Raw genomic sequence first — 21,116 nt, 5'->3', positions numbered from 1 at the left:
GGAGAAATCATCATGGAAGCACGTTATTTGCTAAGATATCTTTCCACTGCTCCTATAGTTGCTACACTAACATTGGTTACTATTTCTGTAATTCTGATTGTATTGAATTATCTGTTTCCTGGTTTGCAATACGGTACTTTTTTCCATTCTTTGCCGTAATATCAAAGAAGTTTGAATGCGATCGCCGTCAAGCGGTGACATTACCAGTAACAGCACAATCGCCAAACAAGACAAGAATTTGCGATCACTCTGTGACTATCTGAATCATTTCCAGATGCTCTTCATTTTCACAGAGAAATGGTACTAGTTATGCCTGCTTTCTAATCTGAAAAAAAGGCAGAGGGCAGAGGGCAGAAGGCTGGAAGTATTAATAGAAACTTTAGTTGTGGATATAAAGCCCACTATTATAAAAAATTTGTGTCAAGCAGAGAGTGCGACGAGACAATAAGGTATCCTTGCTTTAATCCCACTATTTGCGCGTGGCTTCCCTTCTGCCAACTAAGCCTCCTGCCTTCATGAATGTAAAATCCTTGCAATCATACTGTTTGCTTGCGACTCATATCCGCCCCCAAACAAATTAAAGTGATTGAGGATGTGATACAAGTTATACAAAGTCTTCCTGCGTTCGTATCCTGGTTCTAGGGGAAACACTTCGTCATAACCATGATAAAACGCCGCAGGAAAACCGCCAAAAAGTTCGGTCATGGCGATGTCTACTTCCCTATCCCCAAAATATGTTGCTGGATCGAAAATAACTGGTTCTCCTTTGAGAGTACATCCAGCGTTACCCCCCCACAAATCACCGTGTACTAGGGAAGGTTGGGGAGCGTGGTCTGCTAATATTTCGGGAATAGCGGCTAGTAAATCTTCAGCTTGCGGAAATCTACCACCCCGTCGCCTTACTAATTGAAACTGATAACCCAGGCGATACTTACGAAAAAATTCTGTCCAATTAGATGTCCAAGTATTAATTTGGGGTGTAGAACCAATAGTATTATTCATGTTCCAGCCAAAACCATTGACTGTAGTGGCTTTGTGCATCGCCGCTAATTTACGTCCCATCTCTTCCCAAGTTTTGGCATTACCCGAACCCATTTCTAACCATTCCAAAACTAAGTAGCAATGATTACCAGTTGTTCCACAACAGATTGGTTTAGGAACGCGGATAGTGCCTGTGTTGTACATTTGTTCTAAACCCAGCGCTTCCGCTTCAAACATGGCAACTTGGGATGCTTGATTAAGCTTAACGAAATAGGTAAGCTTGCCATCCGATATGGCATAACCTTGGTTGATGCACCCGCCACCAACTGAACGTCGTTGTGCAGAGTGGAATTTTTCACCAGTGATTTGGGTAATATGGGCGTCGATGTCAGTCCACATGATTTTAGATGGGGGGTGGGGTGGTGGGGAGATGGGGAACTCACCGGACCCCACGACCGACAGGGAGTGGGGATTAGGGGCAATGGGGCAATGGGGAGATGGGGAGATGGGGTGGTGGGGAGTGGAGAAATAACCACTAACCACTAACCAATGTACAGACGTGCCATGGCACGTCTCTACAACAACTAACCACTAACCACTAACTAATGTACAGACGTGCCATGGCACGTCTCTACAACAACCAATAACCAACAAACAACTACCAACCACTAACTAAACAGGTTTCATTACTACCACACCGTATGCATCGGGGGTAAGATACTTTTGGGCTGCTTGCATTAACTTTGTTGCATCCTGTGCTTGGATGTGGCTGGGGTAGTCAAAGGCTGGTTCTAAATCACCTATTAGTGTTTGATAATATCCATATAAACCTGCGCGATCGCTTGGTGTCTCGTTGCCAAAAATAAATCTATTCGCAACTCGTTTCTGCACACGGGCAATTTCTGATTCTTGCACGAACTCGGTTTGTAAGGTTCTAATATGTTGAGCGATCGCTTCTTCCACTAACCCCACATTTTCTACTGAACAGTGGGCGGAAATATAAAATGTTCCCTGCAACTTATGAGTCATGTTACTCACAGAAATATGGGAAGCAAGTCCACGTTCTTCGCGTAACTCTCGGACTAATCTGGATATACGTCCATGCCCAAGAATTGCCGCCAAAACATCCAAGGCGTAAGTTTCATCAAGTTTGTCTAAGCCTGGAACTCGCCAAACCATCACCAGTCGTGCTTGTTGTAAGCTTTCATCAGTAAATTCTTGTCGGACAATTTCAGTAAATGGGAGTTCACAAGCAAGTGTTGGTAGTTGTTTGTTGATTGTTGATTGTTGATTGTGAGATTTTGTAAAGCCTTCTGCTATGATTTCAATTAATTTTTCTACTGGTAAATTACCCACAGCTACAGCAGTTATTGATGGCGGTTGATACCAAGTAGCGTGAAAATCTCGCATCTGTTGGGGTTGGAGGTGAGAGATTACCTCTTGTGGCCCCAATACGGGACGTCGATAAGGCAGTTGTGCAAAAGCCATCTCCATCGCTCTTTTGTAGGTGCGGCGACGGGGATTATCTTCGGAACGTCTTATTTCTTCTAAAACTACCAACCTTTCCCGTTCAAAGGCATCATCAGGAATACTTGCATTAGCTACTACATCAATTTGCAGAGGCGCAAGATCAGCAAAATCCTTAGGAGCAGTGGTGATATAGTAATGGGTATAATCCTGGCTAGTAGCGGCATTAGTAACAGCACCCCGCTCTTCAATTCTACGTTCAAATTCACCGCTGATTAGTTGCTCAGTGCCTTTAAAAATCATATGCTCTAAAAAGTGAGCCATGCCATTAATAGCATCTGTTTCTAAAGCTGAGCCAACGTTAATCCACAAACTCAGGTTAACTGCATCTATCGGCATTTGCTCCGCTATGATTGTTAAACCATTCGGTAATCGATGAAGCTTTGGTGCATTCAGACGAGGAAATTTTACCAGGGTTGAGGTCATGGGTAGTTGTAAGTGAGCAGTTACCTCTATCTTACATAGCACTTAAATGAGAATTGCAGCGATCGCTTAACTACAAAAAATTCACTGAGTTATTGCTGTATCTGCGGCACGTTTTGGCAATTTTTTCTTGGTGTTTTTGTGGTTTATTTTTACCAACCTCACCCCGTCCGATCAGACACCCCTCTCAATCAAAGGCTGTTTTTGTGAGGTTTTATACATGATTGAGTGAAAAATCACTATACATAGCAATCCTTAATCATTCGTGAAAACTTAGATCCCCGACTTCTCGGAAGAAGTCGGGGATCTGGACACCACGAATTTTCATAACTCAAATAGGATTGCTTCTTTCTATTAAATATTTGTAAATTATAATTAGAAATATTAAGAAGTATTTGATAAATATCAATGCCAAATTATCGTGTTGGCAAAACTAAATCTCGTGTCATCATCATTGGTGCAGGAATTGGCGGACTCACTGCTGGGGCATTATTGGCCCATAGAGGTTACAATGTCCTCATTCTAGATCAAGCCCTAGTGCCTGGTGGTTGTGCTTCTACATTTAAACGCAAAGGCTTTACTTTTGATGTCGGTGCAACCCAAGTTGCAGGTTTAGAACCAGGAGGAATTCACCACCGCATTTTCTCAGAATTAGAAGTTGATCTGCCGCCTGCAACACCTTGTGATCCTGCTTGTGCGGTATATTTGCCAGGAGAAAATACACCCATCAATGTTTGGCGTGATCCTCAGAAATGGCAAGAGGAACGCCAGCGACAGTTCCCTGGTAGTGAACCATTTTGGCAATTGATTGCAGAATTGTTTAAAGCCAGTTGGGAATTTCAAGGGCGTGATCCGGTGCTACCGCCGCGTAAAATTTGGGATTTATGGCAGCTAACCAAAGCGGTGCGTCCGAGTACGTTAATTACTGTACCTTATACGTTGTTTACGGTAGGGGATGCGCTGCGTGCCTACAAGCTGGCAGATGATCAGCGTTTGCGGACATTTTTAGATTTGCAACTGAAGCTATACTCTCAGGTAGATGCAGAAGAAACAGCACTATTGTACGCAGCAACGGCGTTGAGTGTATCTCAGGCACCACAAGGATTATTTCATCTCCAAGGTAGTATGCAGGTACTGAGCGATCGCCTAGTTTCTGCCTTAGAAAGAGATGGTGGTAAATTATTAATGCGCCACACTGTTGAACAAATCAAAGTAGCCCAAGCTAAAGCTAAGGCTGTAGTTATTCGCAATCAAAAAACTGGGGAAACTTGGACAGAATCAGCCGACCAAATCATTGCTAATGTCACAGTCCAAAATTTAGTGAAATTGCTAGGTGAAAAAGCTCCCTCTGGGTATAGAAAACGTGTGGCAAAATTGCCACCTGCATCAGGTGCATTTGTAGTGTATCTAGGCGTAGATGCAAGCGCTATTCCCCTTGATTGTCCCCCCCACCTACAATTTTTGTACGATGCCAATGGTCCCATTGGCGAAAATAATTCCTTATTTGTGTCTGTAAGTCATCCTGGTGATGGTCGCGCGCCTACAGGTCAAGCTACAATTATTGCTTCTTCCTTTGTAGATCCTGAACCTTGGTGGCAGACAGAAGATTACGAGGGATTAAAGCAAAAGTATACAGAAGATGCGATCACTCGTCTGGCAAAATACTTTTACTTAAAACCAGAAACTATCATTCACATAGAAGCTGCCACTCCCCGTACCTTTGCTTATTATACAGGTCGTGATCGTGGTATTGTTGGTGGAATTTGTCAAAGGATACCCACATTTGGTCCCTTTGGATTTGCCAATCGTACACCTATAGATCATCTTTGGTTAGTTGGTGACTCCACCCATCCCGGTGAAGGTACAGCAGGTGTGAGTTATTCAGCCCTAACAGTAGTCAAACAAATAGATGGGAATCAATTGGCAAAATACTAGAAAGAGCATTGGGATTATTCTCTTTTGTTACGATTTTGGCACACGATTTACCGAAAAACATCATCCTAGGCTTTAGTGTGATACAACGCCAGGGCAAGGTACGAACTTTGTGATTGAAATTCCAATTTGGCTATTCAGCTATGATACGGCTGCTTGATGATAAAAATGCTCGATCAAAATCAAACACCTTTATTAGACACCTTAAAAGTCTGTGCTGAACGTTTCCATGCACCTTTTTACACTCCAGGACATAAACGAGGTGTGGGAATTTCCCCGAAGATAGCTGATGTTTTTGGTAAAACTGTATTTCGCAACGATTTACCAGAATTAACAGAGTTAGATAATCTATTTGCACCAGCAGGTGTGATCCAACAAGCACAAGAATTAGCAGCAGAAGTCTTTGGTGCTGCACAAACATGGTTTCTTGTCAATGGTTCTACTTGTGGAATTGAGGCAGCAATTCTTGCTACTTGCAACACTGGCGATAAAATTATTCTGCCACGCAATGTTCATTCTTCTGCGATCGCAGGATTAATTCTCTCTGGTGCTATACCAATTTTTGTCAATCCAGAATACGACCCTGTTTTAGATATTGCTCACAGTATCACTCCCAACGCAGTAGCAGCAGCACTCTTCAAGCATCCCGATGCCAAAGCCGTAATCATGGTTTACCCTACATACTACGGTGTTTGTGGAGATGTACAAGCGATCGCCCAAATTACGCACCAATACAATATCCCTTTAATAGTAGACGAAGCCCACGGCGCCCACTTTGCTTTTCATCCCCAACTACCCACCCCAGCCTTGCAAGCAGGCGCAGATTTATCTGTTCAGTCAATTCATAAAACCCTGGGTGCAATGACCCAAGCATCGATGCTGCATATCCAAGGTAAAAGAATAAATCGCGATCGCCTCAACAAAGCTTTACAGCTAGTACAATCTACTAGCCCTAGTTATTTACTTTTAGCTTCCTTGGATGCAGCCCGTCAACAAATGGCGCTGTATGGCAAACAGTTAATGTCTCGCACACTGCAACTTGCTAAGGAGGCGAGAACTAGAATTACACAAATTTCTGGATTGTCAATTTTACAAAGCCCTCTACAAGGAGAGTTGGGGGGATCTCCTGGTTTTATCAGCTTAGATCAAGCACGTTTAACTGTGACTGTTTCCGGCTTAGGCATAACAGGTTTTACTGCCGAAGAAATTCTCGATCAACAGTTCGGTGTAACTGCGGAATTTGCAACGCTACAACATCTTACGTTCATTATTAGTTTAGGAAACACCCAAGAAGATATCGAGCATTTGGTGCAAGCTTTGACTAAACTTACCGAGATGATAACCTCATCCCCTAGCCTCCTCTCCTATAAAGCAGAAGGGCAGGAAATATGGGATGATGTTTTTAATGTGGGGGCTTCTGTGCATATATCGCCTCGCGAAGCTTTTTTTGCTGCGACAGAAACTTTACCAATCTCAAAAACTATAGGACGTATTTGTGCTGAAACCGTCTGTCCTTATCCCCCTGGTATCCCTGTGTTGATGCCAGGAGAAATGATTACTAAACCCGCGTTGGAATATTTACAAAAAATCCAAGCAATGGGCGGATTTATTAGTGGTTGTGCGGATACTAGCTTAAGTACAATTACGGTTGTAAAGGCTAAACTTTGATCAACTACTTGAACCAACCTTGAGAGCAAAGAGAGCGAGTTTTAGAATAAGTTGTGAACAATTTAGGCGATCGCGAAAAATTTTCTCAGCTTTGCCAAGGTTTGGGTGTCAAATGCATACTCATTGAATTGCCGCAGGGATTAATGCGATCGCTATTGCATTTAGTAGCCGCAATACTCCTTTACAAGAGATACTGGAAATTTTAGCTGCACCACAATGGTGGAATAGCAGCAAAAACCGCAGCAAATGGAAATGGTACACCAGAAAAGTACATACGCAGATCATGCCAGAAGATTTCCTAGTCGTTGTTGATGTAGCGATTGGATGGTGGAAAAGTGTTGTTGAGACATTACTACCGTTGAGTAGAGTTAATTGAGCCTGCGGTTGCCGATTTTTAATTTAACTGCTCAATCGTTCTATCAATTAAATCTACACCCTGGTGTACCGTTTCAATCAAACTCAATTCTGCACGTAACTCTGCTGCACCCACAAAACCTTTTGCATACCAAGTCATATGTTTACGGGCTTGCAGAATTCCGCGATCGCCTTTATATTCCCAAAGCGCCTGTAAATGTTCTTTGGCACATTCCAAACGCTGTATCGGTGTTGGTGGTGGTAACTTCTCACCAGTTTTCAGAAAATAATCTATCTCTCCCACCAAAAACGGATAACCTAATGTTCCCCGCGAACACATTACCCCATCAGCACCCGTTTTTTCCAAACATTGCACCGCCGACTCTACCGAAAAAATATCACCATTGGCAATCACTGGAATCGAAAGCACTTCTTTGACACGACCAATCCATTCCCAACGGGCGTTACCATTGTAACCTTGGGTGCGAGTCCGGGCATGGACTGTAATCATTTGTGCGCCTGCATCCTGCATCCGTTTAGCAAAATCCAGGATCGTAATTTCCTCATCATTCCAGCCAATACGAGTTTTTACTGTTACAGGCACATCCACAGCGTTGACAACTTCCCGTACAATTGCCTCAGCGACTTGTGGTTGTCGCAGCAGCGAAGAACCGCCACCCTTTTTGGTAATTTTATTGACAGGGCAACCCATATTGATATCAATCGTATCTGCGCCTTCTGCCACTGCTTTCTGCGCTGCTTCTGCCAAAAAATCGGGACGACAATCAAACAACTGGATGCTAATTGGTCGTTCGTTGGCGTCTACCTCCATGATTTTTGGCAATTTTTTGACATGGTGTAACTCCGTCGCACTCACCATTTCTGTGTACATCATCGAATCTGGTGCGTAGCGACGTACTAAGCGACGAAACACCAAATCTGTCACCCCAGAAAGAGGCGACTGCAAAACCCGACTGTTCACCTCAAAATTGCCAACTTTTAAAGGTGATGAGAGTCTAGCTTTGAGGATGGGAGAAAGCATAAATAATGTTTCGGTGCAAATTTTGTTATTTTTTATTTAACTATCTTGACTTTGGGATAGTTTTTGTGATTCTAGCAGAACCTCTTCTACACTCAAATCCAACTCTTTTGCTGCTTGTTCTATACTCAATCCCAATCTCAACAACAAAGGTATCATTCTAAATTTTTCTTGACGCGCACCTTCTTGTCTACCTTCTTGCCTACCTTCTTGCTTGGCTTCTTGATAAACTCGTGTCTGTTTCAAATCGCTTAACCCAAACATAATGCATTTGCGATCGCACATTCATCAAAAGCTTTTGTATTTCCCACATCTCGATGATCATAACTTAACCAAAAGACGGCAAACACGACCATCAGATTACGGTTCACCCGAATCTCAGGAAGTATTAATTCTCATACATTAGACAAAGTGAAGGCAATAAATATATGAGCCAAGTAGAAACATGAAGCATAACCGCCCTTACTAAGGTTCGGAAAACCACCCTTCATGGACTGGCTACACAGGCTCAGTATATATATCAGCATAGACTTGGGTTTTTGCCCAAGTAAAAACCAAAGGTATTGATGCTGGACTGACTGCTTTCAAAAACCAGTTAGTTCAAAAATTAGTCCCTTATACTCCCATTCATTCATTTGTAGTTATACGGAGCCAGCACCTACAATGGCAAAAGTAGTTGGAATTGACTTAGGTACGACAAACTCCTGCGTAGCAGTAATGGAAGGTGGTAAACCCACGGTTATTGCTAATGCGGAAGGTTTTCGGACAACACCGTCAGTTGTGGCGTTTGCCAAAAATGGCGATACCTTGGTTGGGCAAATCGCCAAGCGCCAAGCGGTGATGAACCCCGAAAATACTTTTTATTCTGTAAAACGATTTATCGGTCGCCGCTACGAAGAAGTTACAAACGAAGCAACAGAAGTTTCCTATAAAGTTGTCCAAAGTGGTGGCAACGTGAAACTGGAATGTCCCCAAGCAGGAAAAGCATTTGCACCAGAAGAAATTTCTGCTAAAGTTCTGCGGAAGCTAGTAGAAGACGCCAGCAAATACATCGGCGAAACTGTAACTCAGGCTGTAATTACTGTTCCAGCTTACTTTAACGACTCTCAGCGCCAAGCCACCAAAGATGCTGGTAAGATTGCGGGTATTGAAGTATTGCGGATTATCAACGAACCTACCGCCGCTTCCCTAGCATACGGTTTTGATAAGAAGAGCAACGAAACCATCCTCGTATTTGACCTTGGTGGCGGTACGTTTGACGTATCCATCTTGGAAGTAGGCGACGGTGTGTTTGAAGTGCTAGCTACTTCTGGTGATACCCACCTTGGTGGTGACGACTTCGATAAGAAAATTGTTGATTACTTAGCAGAAGCATTTAAGAAAGACGAAGGTATTGATTTACGTAAAGACAGACAAGCTTTACAACGTCTGACAGAAGCAGCAGAAAAAGCCAAGATTGAACTTTCTAGCGTTACCCAAGCTGAAATCAACCTGCCATTTATCACTGCAACTCAAGACGGCCCCAAACACTTGGATATGACTCTAACACGGGCCAAGTTTGAAGAACTTTGTTCTGATTTAATCGACCGTTGTCGTATCCCTGTAGAAAATGCTCTGCGCGATGCTAAGTTAACCAAGAATGATATCGACGAAGTCGTGCTAGTGGGTGGTTCTACTCGTATCCCCGCCGTCCAAGACGTGGTGAAGCGGATGTTAGGTAAAGAACCAAACCAAAGTGTTAACCCTGATGAAGTGGTAGCAGTTGGTGCTGCAATTCAAGCTGGTGTACTTGCTGGTGATGTCACGGGTATCTTGTTGTTAGATGTAACACCACTATCTCTAGGTGTAGAAACCTTGGGTGGTGTTATGACCAAGATTATTCCTCGCAACACTACTATTCCTACTAAGAAGTCAGAAGTGTTCTCCACCGCCGTCGATGGTCAAACCAACGTAGAAATTCACGTCCTCCAAGGCGAACGGGAAATGGCAGGCGATAACAAGAGTCTGGGAACCTTCCGTCTTGATGGTATTCCCCCTGCACCCCGTGGTGTACCCCAAATTGAAGTGACCTTCGATATTGACGCCAACGGTATTTTAAACGTCACCGCTAAAGATAAAGGTACTGGCAAGGAACAGTCCATTAGCATTACAGGTGCTTCTACCCTTGATAAATCCGACGTTGAGCGGATGGTAAGAGAAGCTGAGCAAAATGCTGCTGCCGACAAAGAGCGTCGTGAGAAAATCGATCGCAAGAATCAAGCCGACTCCTTGGCGTACCAAGCCGAAAAACAATTGCAAGAGTTGGGCGATAAAGTCCCGGCTGCTGACAAGACCAAAGTTGAAGGTTTGGTGAAAGATTTGCGCGATGCGATTAGCAAAGATGACGACGAGCAAATCAAGAAACTAATGCCAGAACTACAACAAGCGTTGTTTGCTGTTGGTAGCAATATCTATCAGCAAGCTGGTGGTGGTGCAACTGGTGATGGTACTGGTACTACAGATGCTAGTGCTGGTGCTTCCTCCTCTACTGGTGGTGGCGGTGATGATGTGATTGACGCTGATTTCACAGAGTCTAAGTAATGTTGATTGTCGTTAGTTGTTGGTTATTGGAATCAACTATCAACAATTAACAAACAACAAATTTAACAATTACCACTCAAGGTATACCTTTGGGTGGTCATTTTTTTGTTTTCTGGAGAGTTAATAGTTAGTGGTTAGTAGTTGATTGATCAGGAGATGCAAATGTCATACCCCCCAGCACCTTGGAAACTGCAAGGCTACGCTATTGCCTCATTGCATTTGCTCAATATTGACCGCGTACGCCACCTTATACCTTCTGAGTTAGAAATTATCTCTCCCTGGCCTGGTAAAACATTTGGTGGTGTGTATTTGTCTTATTATGGTTCTGGGTCAGTGCTAGAGTACAGCGAACTAATTGTTATACCTGCTTTAGTAGCTTGTCGGGGGACGGTTGGTGGTTGGGTTTCTCATATTTATGTAGATAATCCTGATTCGGTAGCTGGTGGTCGAGAAATTTGGGGACTACCGAAGGAATTAGCTGAATTTACCTGGGAAAATGATAACCGCGTTACTGTTCGGCAAAACCACAAGTTAGTGTGTAGCTTGAGCTACAAGCAGCCTTGGTTCGCGTGGCGACAGTGGTTAGGCGGGTCTGGTTTCAGTAAAAAGAATTCTGATTTACTGAGTTATATTTTTGAAGCGGAATCAAATTTAGGGTTTGTTGGTTCCCAGTTAGAAGTCCCGCCAGAAAGTCCTTTTTCTGGTATTGGTTTGGGTCAGCCACTTTTAACGGTGCGTTGCGATCGCCTGAGTTTGAGAGTACGCGCACCGGAAGTGATGAGACAAGAAACTGTGGAAGTTGCAGTTTAGTAGGGCGATCGCATTTTATTTTGTTTGAGGATGTCTTTGTAGAGAGTGCGATCGCTCTTTATCTTCTATTTTTCAAAATTTAATAGCGTGGCGTTGCTACCTAATAGTTTTATTAATAAACCGCAGAGGACACAGAGGAAGCAGAGGTAAAGAAGAGAAAAGTAATGTATAGATTGTCTATGAATGCAAGAAAAAATTTACGGTAATGACCCTGGAGAAGAGCAACTGAGTTTTAGTTGCTGATTTTTTTTAAGAAAATCAAGATGGTGTAGATAAGGATTAAACTCAGGCTGAGTTAAGACCTAAGACTTTACGTAAAACTACTTGGTCTTCTAGTTTGACTTTGAGGCGGCCTTTTTCGATGTCGCGAATCCAACTTTGACTTTTACCTGCGAGTTTGGCTAATTCTCTTTGGGAGAGATTGAGGTTTTTGCGCGCCCGTAAAATTTGTTCGCCCAGTAAATCACCAGTGGTTTTGGTTTTTCTTTTGTTTTTTGTGGTTCGGTGCTTTTTTTCGGAGTCGCCTGTTTGCTTTTCCCAGTCTGGTGGTAGGTTGAAGGACAAAATGCGGGCATTCATTAAGAGGTTCCATTTGCCACGGGGGCTGACGTCTGTCAGACGTGATGTACCGCTACCGTCGTTAATCCAAAATTCTAAGGCTTCGTCTGGATCTTCGGGAATATCAACTAGTCTCGCCCACAAGGGTTGGATTGTGGGCGGGTAGGTGACTGGATCAAAGACAGATTTCATCCCGTAGTGATTGAGGACTTCTAAATCATGTTCAAAAGTCCGCAGGAGGCGTTTGCGTTCTTCTCTTTGTCTGCACGCTTGGGCTATTTTCTCTTCGCCGTAAGCAACGCGCATTAAGGTTGGAACGGTTATGCGTTGAGAAGCCCCCATTTTGGTTTTAAATAGTAACCACAGCATTAGTCGTGCTGCACCTTCGTGTTGCTGCCAAATGCTCATGACTGTAGTTAATAAGGATTTTGGCAGACTACCGTATTGATAAAATGCTGTTCGTTCCTTACATGCTTGTTTGTTGAGGAAATACTGCGCCCAAACTCCAGCTCGAATTTTGAAGGTTAAACCAACAAGATATTTACATCCGAGATTATCTTCTTGAAAGTGACGTTGAACTTGGACTAATTCCCACAAACGGCTTCCTTTGATGGAGAAGCCTTTAAGCATACCTTGCTGGGGCCAGTTAATGGAAACGATGAGTGAGCAAGCTTGTTGGACTAAGTTGTTCATCAAAGTCAACTTGACGTTTTTGCTTAAGTCCTTGCGCTTTTCTAAGCCCAGGTATTTCTCAAGTTGGCGTTCATCGACTGTAAATTCTTGTTCCCAGGGCTGATCTAGGGTTGTTGCATATGCTGCAAATATTAGATGTAGACAAGCAGCCCTGATATCTAGTGTCTCTATGGCTTCTAATTTGGTGACAGGTTCACTACTCTGAGGTGATTTTGTCAGATGAAATGCGATCGCTCCTTTGCCTTGATTTACTTGACGACGATAGCACAAGTTTCCTTGCTCATCTGTTTCCCAAGGTAATGATGTACGTTGGGAGAGCAAATTGCAAGCTTCCCAAATGACAATTGCTGAAGCAAAGGGGTTACTCTTGCCGTTGGAAAATAAATCTGGACTGGTTACTTCTCGCAAGTCAACTTTGCATCTCCCTCTTTTAGCCTGCCAAGGTATGGGAGAATTTGTTGGGCAAGCTATCACACATTGTGGTTCAGGATAGTAACCCTCACAGTTGTTACAAAGGCACGGATCAATCCAATATTGATCATTTTCCAGTTTGATAGCACCTGTAGGACATTGAGGACGACAGTTGTCACATCCAACGCAACTATTATTAGGTATTGTGTAAGGCATAAGGCTATTGCCAATGTACTCGTTGAGATGTCTGGCTCGGATTTCTCCTGGATGTGTCCCCTATTTTCACTACTCACAACCACATCAATTACGGCAAAACATAGATTTTTATTGCCGTCGTAACCACCCACATCCATATTTGGACTTTTCATCCAATTGGAAGTTACTCTATGCTCATAACCTAGCCGAGCCTAATTAAATTCTTAATTATCTATACATTTCACAGAAATTGTTGTAGGTTTGTTCAGCATGAGCGAAAGATAATTTTTGTTAACTTTTGCATTTTCAGTAATTTCCACATATCTTCTTTACAAAGAGAAACATCTTATTGAACTTTGTTTGTTGCTAGAGTAACAATCACAAGCTGAAAGATACTGTACAGTTGTTTGTATAGCATCTCATTCTAGGAGATAGCATGGATATGTAGTTTTTTGATTTGACAAGAAGATACGTGTTTTAATATTTTGCTCATCTGTGAGAATTGGATTATTAATAATATTAATATTTAACAAAAATTATTATTCTGTTAATCATTTTACATTTTTATTGCTTCTATGCAAAAAAAGGAACGGGGAACAGGGAATAGGGAATGCATCAAGACTGATGCAGGGAAACGGTGATGCGGTAAATTATTGGATAAGCAATTAGCGGACATGATATAGCAATCCTATGTAAGAATTGCAAAGCCCAGATCCTCGACTTCTCAACAGAAGTCGGGGATCTTGTTTTTCACGAATGAGTTAGGAATGCTATATAAGCTAAGTCTACTAAAAGTAGAGCGATTAAATAAGCATTTAAACCCACTTTGGGCAGGTTTTTGCTATTAGCCCGCACTTAAGTAGTGGACGATATTTTGGTTATACTTCTGTATCTCCTAATACTTTGATCATTTGTTTTAGCTATTATTTATAGTTACTGCAAATAAATATCATCTTTTCAATAAATATTTTTATGTTTTAAAGATAATTTTTATTAGTTATTAGTCATGATTTAGTTACTGATATGTAAATAATAAATAAACGTTATTAGTAAATAATTTCATCTAATACAAATAATATTAAAAGCAAGTTTTTTGTCAGAAAGTTATGGAATTTTAACTATGTAAATCGTTATATTTGAACATTAAAAAAAGATAATTACAGTTATGTTAGTATGAGCGTTAAGCGCCAATCAAGTTGTAGATAAATTCCGGTAGGTTAAGTTCATGGCAGTACTCACAGGATTGACATTTGGCGGTAAAACTTGGACACCCAAATTCGCCCAATCAATAGATGAACACAAATGCATTGGCTGTGGCAGATGTTTTAAAATTTGTGGACACGATGTGCTGTTGTTACGAGCAATGAATGAAGAGGGTGAATTTGTAGATGATGAAGATGATGATGAAATTGAAAAGAAAGTGATGACGGTTGCTCATCCAGAAAATTGTATTGGCTGTGGTGCTTGTTCCAGAATTTGCCCCAAAAATTGTTACACTCACGTTGAATTGAATAACTAGGTACAGCTTTGCGTAAAATTTTAGCGAGGTTAAACGCAAAGGGGCGCAGAGTATTTCTATAGATAATTCGCGCAAGTAGAGGGGAATTCTCTATATTTATTTAGAGAGAATCTAAATATAGTTCATGGTAAACAATTTTATAAATATAAAATGTTAATAATTAACTACTTTTAGTTTGTTATTAAAATAAAATAACCTGGAAATAAAAACAAATTAAAACAAGTTTAAGTTATTGCCAGTTATATAGTTAAAACATCGAAAATTAAGAAGTAACTTAACTTGGATTTCAAGGGTACGATACCATATGTCAAACCCATGTTAAAACAAGTGAAAATCAAAAGTAAAAAGACAAAACACAAACCGTATAAGTAATAAAGAGGCTGAATATTATTGAGAAGTCTCTTACTACATAAATGGGTTCACTTCATGGTGCAAAAACAATTTCTTTTTAGTTTGAACTTTTGGTTTATCACTTGCAACTTAGCGACAGTTACACCTGGAACGACGTTATTCTGAGCAGGCATGTATGCAACAAATTCCTGTTTCACTGTTAACCTTAGTTGCTGGGGTATTAATTACACTCTTCAGCCTTTGGGTTGGTCAACACCATAGTCTACTGCCAATGCAGGCATCAGAACAAGCGCCTTTGGTAGACGGTTTTTTTAATGTGATGGTGACAATTGCCACTGCTTTGTTTGTGGTGGTAGAAGGAACAATTTTGATTTTTTTGGTGATGTTTCGTCGCCGTAAAGGTGATGAAACAGATGGGCCGCCTATTGAGGGTAATTTACCGTTAGAAGTATTTTGGACGGCAATCCCAACCATAATAGTCCTTGGTTTGGGGATTTACAGTGTGGATGTTTATAGCAGAATGGGAGGGTTAGAACCGGGTGGTCACAACCACACTCCAGTTCATGTTGCCCACCAAATGCCGGGAAGTGCAATTGCTGCTACTCTTAGCGATGCTTCTGGGATAACACCAGCAAATGACCCCAATATTGGCATTGGTGCGGGTGCTAAGGAACAAGGCAAAACGGCAGACTTAGTTGTTGATGTGACGGGGATGCAGTTTGCTTGGATTTTCAACTATCCTGACAGTGGTGTCACTGCTGGTGAGTTACACGTACCTGTGGGTGCTGATGTACAACTTAACCTTGCCTCTACAGATGTGATCCACTCGTTTTGGGTGCCGCAATTCCGCCTCAAACAAGATGCAATTCCTGGTATTCCTACCAAACTCAGGTTTGTCGCTACTAAAGTTGGTACTTACCCTGTAGTTTGTACAGAACTGTGTGGTGGTTATCACGGTTCCATGAGGTCACAGGTAGTAGTTCATACTCCCGAAGAATACGAAAGCTGGTTGACAGAAAACCGGATTGCCCAACAGCAGCAAGAACTAAAACAAGCTGTGGCAGTTAATCCCGCTGATTTATCTGTATCAGAGTTTCTCGCCCCTTATGTACAGAAGATGGGGATCGGGAAATAGTCTCTAATCTCTTTCCCAGTCAATGGTCAATAGTTGTTGGTTGGTAGTTGGTGTTGATTGGAAAAACCAACAAACAACAAACAACACACAACAAACAACAAAGAAAGAAAAATTATGACTCTCGAAATACCACGGAATCAACCACCTGGCAAGGAAGCCACGATTGTGGTTGCTGGCACTACTCATCATCACCCCGAAGCGTGGAAATGGTATGACTATTTCACGTTTAATGTTGACCACAAGGTGATCGGTATTCAATATTTGGTGACGGCGTTTTTGTTTTATCTCATCGGTGGACTGATGGCTGTAGCCATGCGTGCTGAGTTGGCGACACCGGATGCAGATTTACTTGACCCAAATTTGTATAACGCTTTCATGACCAATCACGGAACGATCATGATTTTTTTGTGGATTGTTCCGAGTGCGATTGGAGGATTTGGCAACTTCCTAGTACCGCTGATGGTGGGTGCTAGGGATATGGCTTTCCCAAAACTGAATGCGATCGCTTTTTGGTTGAACCCACCCGCAGGTTTGCTGATTTTAGCTAGTTTCTTCTTTGGTGGTTCCCAATCTGGTTGGACGGCTTACCCACCATTAAGTTTGGTAACTGCACCAATTGCCCAATCACTGTGGATACTTGCCATTGTCTTGGTGGGAACTTCCTCAATTTTGGGTTCGCTAAACTTTGTCGTCACCATCCTATTTATGAAGGTTCCCAGCATGAAGTGGGATCAAGTTCCCCTATTTTGCTGGGCAATTTTGGCAACTTCTGTTTTAGCACTGTTATCTACACCAGTGTTAGCAGCAGGGTTGGTTTTACTGTTGTTTGATCTCAACTTTGGGACTTCGTTTTTTAAACCAGATGCAGGCGGTAACGTTGTTATTTATCAACACCTGTTCTGGTTCTATTCTCACCCGGCAGTTTATTTAATGATTCTGCCTATCTTCGGTATTATGTCCGAAGTGATTCCTGTCCATGCGCGCAAACCAATATTTGGATATAAAGCGATCGCTTATTCTAGTTTGGCGATTTGTGTTGTGGGTTTATTCGTCTGGGTGCATCATATGTTCACCAGTGGCACACCCGGTTGGATGCGGATGTTCTTCACTATATCTACCCTGATCGTTGCGGTTCCCACTGGCGTGAAGATTTTCGGTTGGGTGGCTACCCTCTGGGGTGGTAAAATCCGCTTTACCAGCGCCATGCTATTTGCGATCGGCTTATTGATGATGTTTGTGATGGGTGGTTTAAGTGGTGTGACGATGGGAACAGCACCCTTTGATGTCCATGTCCATGACACATATTATGTAGTCGCCCACTTCCACTATGTGTTGTTTGGTGGTTCTGTGTTTGGTATCTACGCGGGAATTTACCACTGGTTCCCCAAGATCACTGGACGGATGATGAATGAAACTTTGGGCCGAATTCATTTTATCTTGACCTTTATTGGTACGAATTTGACTTTCTTACCGATGCATGAGTTGGGATTACAAGGTATGCCGCGGCGTGTAGCGATGTACGATCCGCAATTTACCCACCTCAACGAAATTTGTACGATTGGTGCATACATCTTGGGGATATCGGTGATTCCTTTTACGATCAATGCGCTGTGGAGTTGGATCGGTGGGAAGCAAGCGGGTGATAATCCTTGGAATGCTTTGACTTTGGAATGGACAACTAGTTCACCGCCTGCAATTGAGAATTGGGAAGTGTTACCTGTGGTGAGTCATGGCCCTTATGAGTATGGCCATGATGGTGAAGTTCAGCCAGTTGCTGCTAATTCATAGTTGTTAGTTGTTAGTTGTTTGTAAGAACCAACAACTAACAACCAACCATCAACAACCAACTATCAACAAATAAAAGATATGGCGATCGCAACAACGACTAGTCCAAGTCATCATGAGGAACATAAGGATTTACGAGTTTGGGGATTGTTGACGTTCCTCATTTCGGAGTCTTTGATGTTTGGCGGGTTTTTTGCTACTTATTTGTTTTTTCGCGGAAGCACAGAAGTTTGGCCGCCGGAGGGAACGGAAGTTGAGTTATTAGTACCGACAATTAACACGATTATTCTGGTTTCTAGTAGTTTCGTCATTCACTTTGGTGATACGGCGATTAAAAAGAATAATCTCAAAGGAATGCGGTTTTGGTATATCCTGACTGCACTCATGGGTGCGATTTTCTTGGCGGGCCAGGTTTATGAATACATGACCTTGGGATATGGTTTGACGACTAATGTCTTTGCCAATTGTTTCTATATTATGACTGGGTTCCACGGTTTGCACGTGTTTGTGGGACTACTGTTAATTTTGGGTGTATTGTGGCGATCGCGTCGTCCTGGTCACTATTGTGCCAATAAACATACTGGCATTGAGATGGCAGAAATTTACTGGCATTTTGTAGACATTATTTGGATTATTCTCTTCACACTGTTGTACATTCTGACTTTGTTTTAGGGAAATAGTTGTTTGTTGGTAGTTGATTGTTACAAACAACAACCAACAAACAACAACCAACATTTCCAAAGGAAATTTTTATGCAAATCGACACAGAAAGGTTTTCTTGGTTTCAAGTACCAGAGGAGATAAAAAATTTACTAATTTTAGCGGCTGAGAATTGGGAAAATACTTCCGAATCTGAAAAGTATATGAATCAAGCTTTAGGCAAAACAGGGGATAATTTAGAAGTTTTGATAGCAGCTTATAGATATTTTTATTACAAATATAATTACCAAATGGCACTGCAAACTGCTGTTAAAGTTATAGATAAAATTAAAGTAGCTGAGAACTTACCTGATGATTGGCAACAACTCCAATCAATATTAATTAAACGCAAAGAAGACCCACAAATTCGATTGTATTTAAATGCTTATGCGGCTTCCGGATTAGTGTTAGCAAAACTCGGTGAACTAGAAAAAGCTAAAGAAATTAGCACTCAAGTTAAATCTATAGATGATAAGAACGATTTTGGCGCTGGAATTTTACTTGATATTTTGACTCGAGCCGCAGAAGAAGATGAGGATTGATGTGAACGAATACCGATGATTTATCTGTGTGCATCGGTGTTCATCTCTGTTCGATTTCTAAAACTTTATTTTAGTCATATTTATAATTTATATTCAGTGTAATCCATGAAAAATAGAGATTGGCATGTCAATGGAGATGGACAGTATCAAGCTTGTAAATCGGCTAGAGCATGGAACTTACTTAGAGATAATTATCGCCTTTATCGATTCTTGACTGAATTAGAAGATATTCTGAATGATGTTGAAGATGAAACTAGTCGCTTGCCAGAAATTCAGATATTAGTCAGGCGATTATTAGTAAATTCTTATTGGGTGCAAAGTCAATACTTAGAACCTTGTCCAAAAACAGGAACATCGGTGTTAATTCTCTACGATGAATTAGGTTTTCCTTTGACATTGCAAACAGTTACTTTTGCACCAGGTACAAAATCTAATATTCATAATCATGGCACTTGGGGTGTGGTAGCTTTATTAAAGGGGCAAGAAAAAAATACATTTTGGCGTCGCGATCCCAGCCAAGAATTTATAGATAAAATTGAACAAACAGGAGAGCTAACTTTATTACCTGGTGATATTATCAGTTTTACACCTGATACAATTCATTGTGTGGAAGCACTAGGTAATGAACCAACAGTTACTTTTAATATTTATGGCGAAACTGATCCAAAGCAGCGTTTTGAGTATAATGTAATTTCTCATACGGCAAAAAATTTTTAATTGATATAAAGCAATAATTTTTAATAGCAAATATTTTTGCTTTTTAATTAAAATTTAATTGTGATAGTGGTTTGTAGTGAGCGCTTAAGACTTACTGCGAACTTATCGTCTTTTGCAGTAGAGGGGAAAAGTTTTTGCGTATCAGACTACATGAAATCAGTGAACAGTGAATATTAAGAAACACTGATAACTGTACAGAAGCGATGTTCCTCGCGTCTCTAACTGATAACTGTTAAATATAGGAGATACTGCAATGGCAAGGGTGATTTTTTATGAAAAACCTGGCTGTAAGAACAATACAAAACAAAAAACTTTGCTGACAGCCGCAGGTCATGAAGTGGTGGCGTATAACCTCTTAACAGAACCTTGGACGGCTGAACGTCTACACTCATTTTTTGGCGATCGCCCTGTAGCCGAATGGTTTAACCGTGCTGCTCCCCGTGTACAATCGGGTGAGATCATTCCCGAAAAAGTAGATCCGCAAACAGCTTTAGTTATGATGCTTAAAGATCCACTGTTGATTCGCCGTCCGTTGATGGAAGTAGGCGATCGCCGTGAGGTGGGTTTTGATGCGGAAAAAATCGATGCTTGGATTGGCTTAAAGTCTAAGGATGAGACTCTTCAGGAAATAACCGACAAGCTGAAGAATCAGGATTTGCAAAGCTGTTCTCACAAGCATGGACAAGGACATGGACATAAACAAGGTTCCTGCCAGCATTAGACCTAGCTTGAAAATGGGTGTGTAGAGGCGTAGCGGCTTAATACCATTTCACGAAAATCCTGATACAAATAACTCCCCCACTCTCCCGCTCCCAGACGCTTCAAACAGCGCGTCTCTACATGTTCCCATAGTATCAACCTGAGGGGGTGACAACCGCAGTCAACTTGTGGCAGGGCAAGCCTTTCAGGTGACGGACGCCCTCAAAGATAAAAAGCAACAGCAAGATTTTTCTTATTCATCAGCACTCAAAACTCCTATTTTCACAAAGCGCGATCGCGCTCAATTAATTCTCATCTTTTCAGCAGTGATTAAAGTGAAAGGCAAGCCAAGCCTAAGTTACATCCCCCTTGTCACCCCCTCAGAGTATCAACCTTAAAGTGAAACGGTATTACTCCCTCCCCGTTTCGCTTAGGGTTGGGGAGGGGTTCTTGGGTACTGTCCCTTCTGCCATTGGCTTTGAGGTCAGTCTTTGAAAA

At 41.8% G+C, this 21,116-nt stretch carries 18 protein-coding genes and 2 pseudogenes; 14 read left to right on the top strand and 6 right to left on the bottom strand.

Annotated features, from left to right (window positions below):
• The first annotated feature begins 12 nt into the window (after positions 1 to 12).
• Positions 13 to 159 carry a hypothetical protein gene (locus UYI_RS35080; RefSeq protein ID WP_016868692.1) on the top strand — a complete coding sequence of 49 codons (147 nt, stop codon included), beginning with the start codon at positions 13 to 15 and terminating at the stop codon, positions 157 to 159.
• Positions 160 to 190: 31 nt separating this feature from the next.
• Here the strand turns inward: UYI_RS35080 and UYI_RS40025 are convergent.
• The 3 genes and pseudogenes from UYI_RS40025 to UYI_RS0121245 all read right to left on the bottom strand — a co-directional run.
• A pseudogene (locus UYI_RS40025) lies at positions 191 to 289 on the bottom strand (oxidoreductase); the annotation flags it as partial.
• Positions 290 to 513: 224 nt separating this feature from the next.
• Entirely contained in the window at positions 514 to 1,380 is an 867-nt protein-coding gene (locus tag UYI_RS0121255) for a fructosamine kinase family protein (protein WP_016868691.1), read from the bottom strand.
• 273 nt (positions 1,381 to 1,653) lie between these two features.
• Entirely contained in the window at positions 1,654 to 2,934 is a 1,281-nt protein-coding gene (locus UYI_RS0121245; RefSeq protein WP_016868689.1) for a M16 family metallopeptidase, read from the bottom strand.
• A 405-nt stretch (positions 2,935 to 3,339) separates the two neighbouring features.
• Here UYI_RS0121245 and crtD point away from each other — a divergent pair, with 405 nt between their 5' ends.
• The 3 genes from crtD to UYI_RS37025 all read left to right on the top strand — a co-directional run bounded on the left by crtD (position 3,340) and on the right by UYI_RS37025 (position 6,737).
• A complete protein-coding gene (gene crtD, locus UYI_RS0121240; RefSeq protein WP_016868688.1) occupies positions 3,340 to 4,866 on the top strand; it encodes a C-3',4' desaturase CrtD in 1,527 nt (508 codons plus the stop codon).
• A gap of 165 nt (positions 4,867 to 5,031) precedes the next feature.
• Positions 5,032 to 6,531, top strand: coding sequence for an aminotransferase class I/II-fold pyridoxal phosphate-dependent enzyme (locus tag UYI_RS0121235; RefSeq protein ID WP_016868686.1), 1,500 nt, complete (start codon positions 5,032 to 5,034; stop codon positions 6,529 to 6,531).
• Between the two features lie 53 nt (positions 6,532 to 6,584).
• Entirely contained in the window at positions 6,585 to 6,737 is a 153-nt protein-coding gene (locus UYI_RS37025; protein ID WP_157226374.1) for a hypothetical protein, read from the top strand.
• A gap of 188 nt (positions 6,738 to 6,925) precedes the next feature.
• Here UYI_RS37025 and dusB read toward each other — a convergent pair whose 3' ends face one another.
• Both dusB and UYI_RS0121225 read right to left on the bottom strand, forming a co-directional pair.
• On the bottom strand, positions 6,926 to 7,927 hold the full coding sequence (gene dusB / locus UYI_RS0121230; protein WP_016868685.1) for a tRNA dihydrouridine synthase DusB: 1,002 nt from the start codon (positions 7,925 to 7,927) through the stop codon (positions 6,926 to 6,928).
• A 36-nt stretch (positions 7,928 to 7,963) separates the two neighbouring features.
• Complete coding sequence (locus tag UYI_RS0121225; protein ID WP_016868684.1) at positions 7,964 to 8,188, bottom strand: hypothetical protein; 225 nt, start codon at positions 8,186 to 8,188, stop codon at positions 7,964 to 7,966.
• Positions 8,189 to 8,587: 399 nt separating this feature from the next.
• On the opposite strand from UYI_RS0121225, the gene dnaK reads away from it, so the two are divergent.
• On the top strand, positions 8,588 to 10,504 hold the full coding sequence (gene dnaK, locus UYI_RS0121220) for a molecular chaperone DnaK (protein ID WP_016868683.1): 1,917 nt from the start codon (positions 8,588 to 8,590) through the stop codon (positions 10,502 to 10,504).
• Positions 10,505 to 10,666: 162 nt separating this feature from the next.
• Entirely contained in the window at positions 10,667 to 11,314 is a 648-nt protein-coding gene (locus UYI_RS0121215) for an acetoacetate decarboxylase family protein (RefSeq protein ID WP_016868682.1), read from the top strand.
• 285 nt (positions 11,315 to 11,599) lie between these two features.
• On the opposite strand, the gene UYI_RS0121210 is transcribed toward UYI_RS0121215, so the two are convergent.
• A complete protein-coding gene (locus UYI_RS0121210) occupies positions 11,600 to 13,192 on the bottom strand; it encodes a helix-turn-helix domain-containing protein (RefSeq protein WP_026086087.1) in 1,593 nt (530 codons plus the stop codon).
• 1,204 nt (positions 13,193 to 14,396) lie between these two features.
• On the opposite strand from UYI_RS0121210, the gene fdxB reads away from it, so the two are divergent.
• The 8 genes and pseudogenes from fdxB (at position 14,397) to UYI_RS0121165 (ending at position 21,016) form a co-directional block, all read left to right on the top strand.
• Entirely contained in the window at positions 14,397 to 14,690 is a 294-nt protein-coding gene (fdxB, locus tag UYI_RS0121205; protein ID WP_009454789.1) for a ferredoxin III, nif-specific, read from the top strand.
• 526 nt (positions 14,691 to 15,216) lie between these two features.
• On the top strand, positions 15,217 to 16,176 hold the full coding sequence (locus tag UYI_RS0121200; RefSeq protein WP_016868679.1) for a cytochrome c oxidase subunit II: 960 nt from the start codon (positions 15,217 to 15,219) through the stop codon (positions 16,174 to 16,176).
• Positions 16,177 to 16,290: 114 nt separating this feature from the next.
• Complete coding sequence (gene ctaD, locus UYI_RS0121190; protein ID WP_016868677.1) at positions 16,291 to 17,964, top strand: cytochrome c oxidase subunit I; 1,674 nt, start codon at positions 16,291 to 16,293, stop codon at positions 17,962 to 17,964.
• 66 nt (positions 17,965 to 18,030) lie between these two features.
• Positions 18,031 to 18,633: pseudogene (locus tag UYI_RS0121185) on the top strand (cytochrome c oxidase subunit 3); the annotation flags it as partial.
• 80 nt (positions 18,634 to 18,713) lie between these two features.
• A complete protein-coding gene (locus UYI_RS0121180) occupies positions 18,714 to 19,202 on the top strand; it encodes a hypothetical protein (protein WP_026086086.1) in 489 nt (162 codons plus the stop codon).
• 105 nt (positions 19,203 to 19,307) lie between these two features.
• Positions 19,308 to 19,919 (top strand): cysteine dioxygenase family protein, encoded by a 612-nt coding sequence (locus UYI_RS0121175; RefSeq protein ID WP_016868674.1) that lies wholly within the window; start codon positions 19,308 to 19,310, stop codon positions 19,917 to 19,919.
• 253 nt (positions 19,920 to 20,172) lie between these two features.
• On the top strand, positions 20,173 to 20,640 hold the full coding sequence (locus UYI_RS0121170; protein ID WP_016868673.1) for an ArsC/Spx/MgsR family protein: 468 nt from the start codon (positions 20,173 to 20,175) through the stop codon (positions 20,638 to 20,640).
• Between the two features lie 166 nt (positions 20,641 to 20,806).
• Positions 20,807 to 21,016 carry a hypothetical protein gene (locus tag UYI_RS0121165; RefSeq protein WP_016868672.1) on the top strand — a complete coding sequence of 70 codons (210 nt, stop codon included), beginning with the start codon at positions 20,807 to 20,809 and terminating at the stop codon, positions 21,014 to 21,016.
• Positions 21,017 to 21,116: the final 100 nt, after the last annotated feature.

The sequence above is a fragment of the Fischerella muscicola PCC 7414 genome (assembly GCF_000317205.1).
GTDB classification, from domain to species: Bacteria; Cyanobacteriota; Cyanobacteriia; order Cyanobacteriales; family Nostocaceae; genus Fischerella; species Fischerella muscicola.
Note: the sequence above shows the minus strand (reverse complement) of the source record. Positions and strands in the feature narration are given on the sequence as shown.

Excerpts from the sequence above, each read along its gene's own strand:
- UYI_RS35080 (WP_016868692.1), top strand. The coding sequence starts at position 13 with ATGGAAGCACGTTATTTGCTAAGATATCTTTCCACTGCTCCTATAGTT.
- UYI_RS0121255 (WP_016868691.1), bottom strand. The coding sequence starts at position 1,380 with ATGTGGACTGACATCGACGCCCATATTACCCAAATCACTGGTGAAAAA.
- UYI_RS0121245 (WP_016868689.1), bottom strand. The coding sequence starts at position 2,934 with ATGACCTCAACCCTGGTAAAATTTCCTCGTCTGAATGCACCAAAGCTT.
- crtD (WP_016868688.1), top strand. The coding sequence starts at position 3,340 with ATGCCAAATTATCGTGTTGGCAAAACTAAATCTCGTGTCATCATCATT.
- UYI_RS0121235 (WP_016868686.1), top strand. The coding sequence starts at position 5,032 with ATGCTCGATCAAAATCAAACACCTTTATTAGACACCTTAAAAGTCTGT.
- dusB (WP_016868685.1), bottom strand. The coding sequence starts at position 7,927 with ATGCTTTCTCCCATCCTCAAAGCTAGACTCTCATCACCTTTAAAAGTT.
- UYI_RS0121225 (WP_016868684.1), bottom strand. The coding sequence starts at position 8,188 with ATGTTTGGGTTAAGCGATTTGAAACAGACACGAGTTTATCAAGAAGCC.
- dnaK (WP_016868683.1), top strand. The coding sequence starts at position 8,588 with ATGGCAAAAGTAGTTGGAATTGACTTAGGTACGACAAACTCCTGCGTA.
- UYI_RS0121215 (WP_016868682.1), top strand. The coding sequence starts at position 10,667 with ATGTCATACCCCCCAGCACCTTGGAAACTGCAAGGCTACGCTATTGCC.
- UYI_RS0121210 (WP_026086087.1), bottom strand. The coding sequence starts at position 13,192 with ATGCCTTACACAATACCTAATAATAGTTGCGTTGGATGTGACAACTGT.
- fdxB (WP_009454789.1), top strand. The coding sequence starts at position 14,397 with ATGGCAGTACTCACAGGATTGACATTTGGCGGTAAAACTTGGACACCC.
- UYI_RS0121200 (WP_016868679.1), top strand. The coding sequence starts at position 15,217 with ATGCAACAAATTCCTGTTTCACTGTTAACCTTAGTTGCTGGGGTATTA.
- ctaD (WP_016868677.1), top strand. The coding sequence starts at position 16,291 with ATGACTCTCGAAATACCACGGAATCAACCACCTGGCAAGGAAGCCACG.
- UYI_RS0121180 (WP_026086086.1), top strand. The coding sequence starts at position 18,714 with ATGCAAATCGACACAGAAAGGTTTTCTTGGTTTCAAGTACCAGAGGAG.
- UYI_RS0121175 (WP_016868674.1), top strand. The coding sequence starts at position 19,308 with ATGAAAAATAGAGATTGGCATGTCAATGGAGATGGACAGTATCAAGCT.
- UYI_RS0121170 (WP_016868673.1), top strand. The coding sequence starts at position 20,173 with ATGGCAAGGGTGATTTTTTATGAAAAACCTGGCTGTAAGAACAATACA.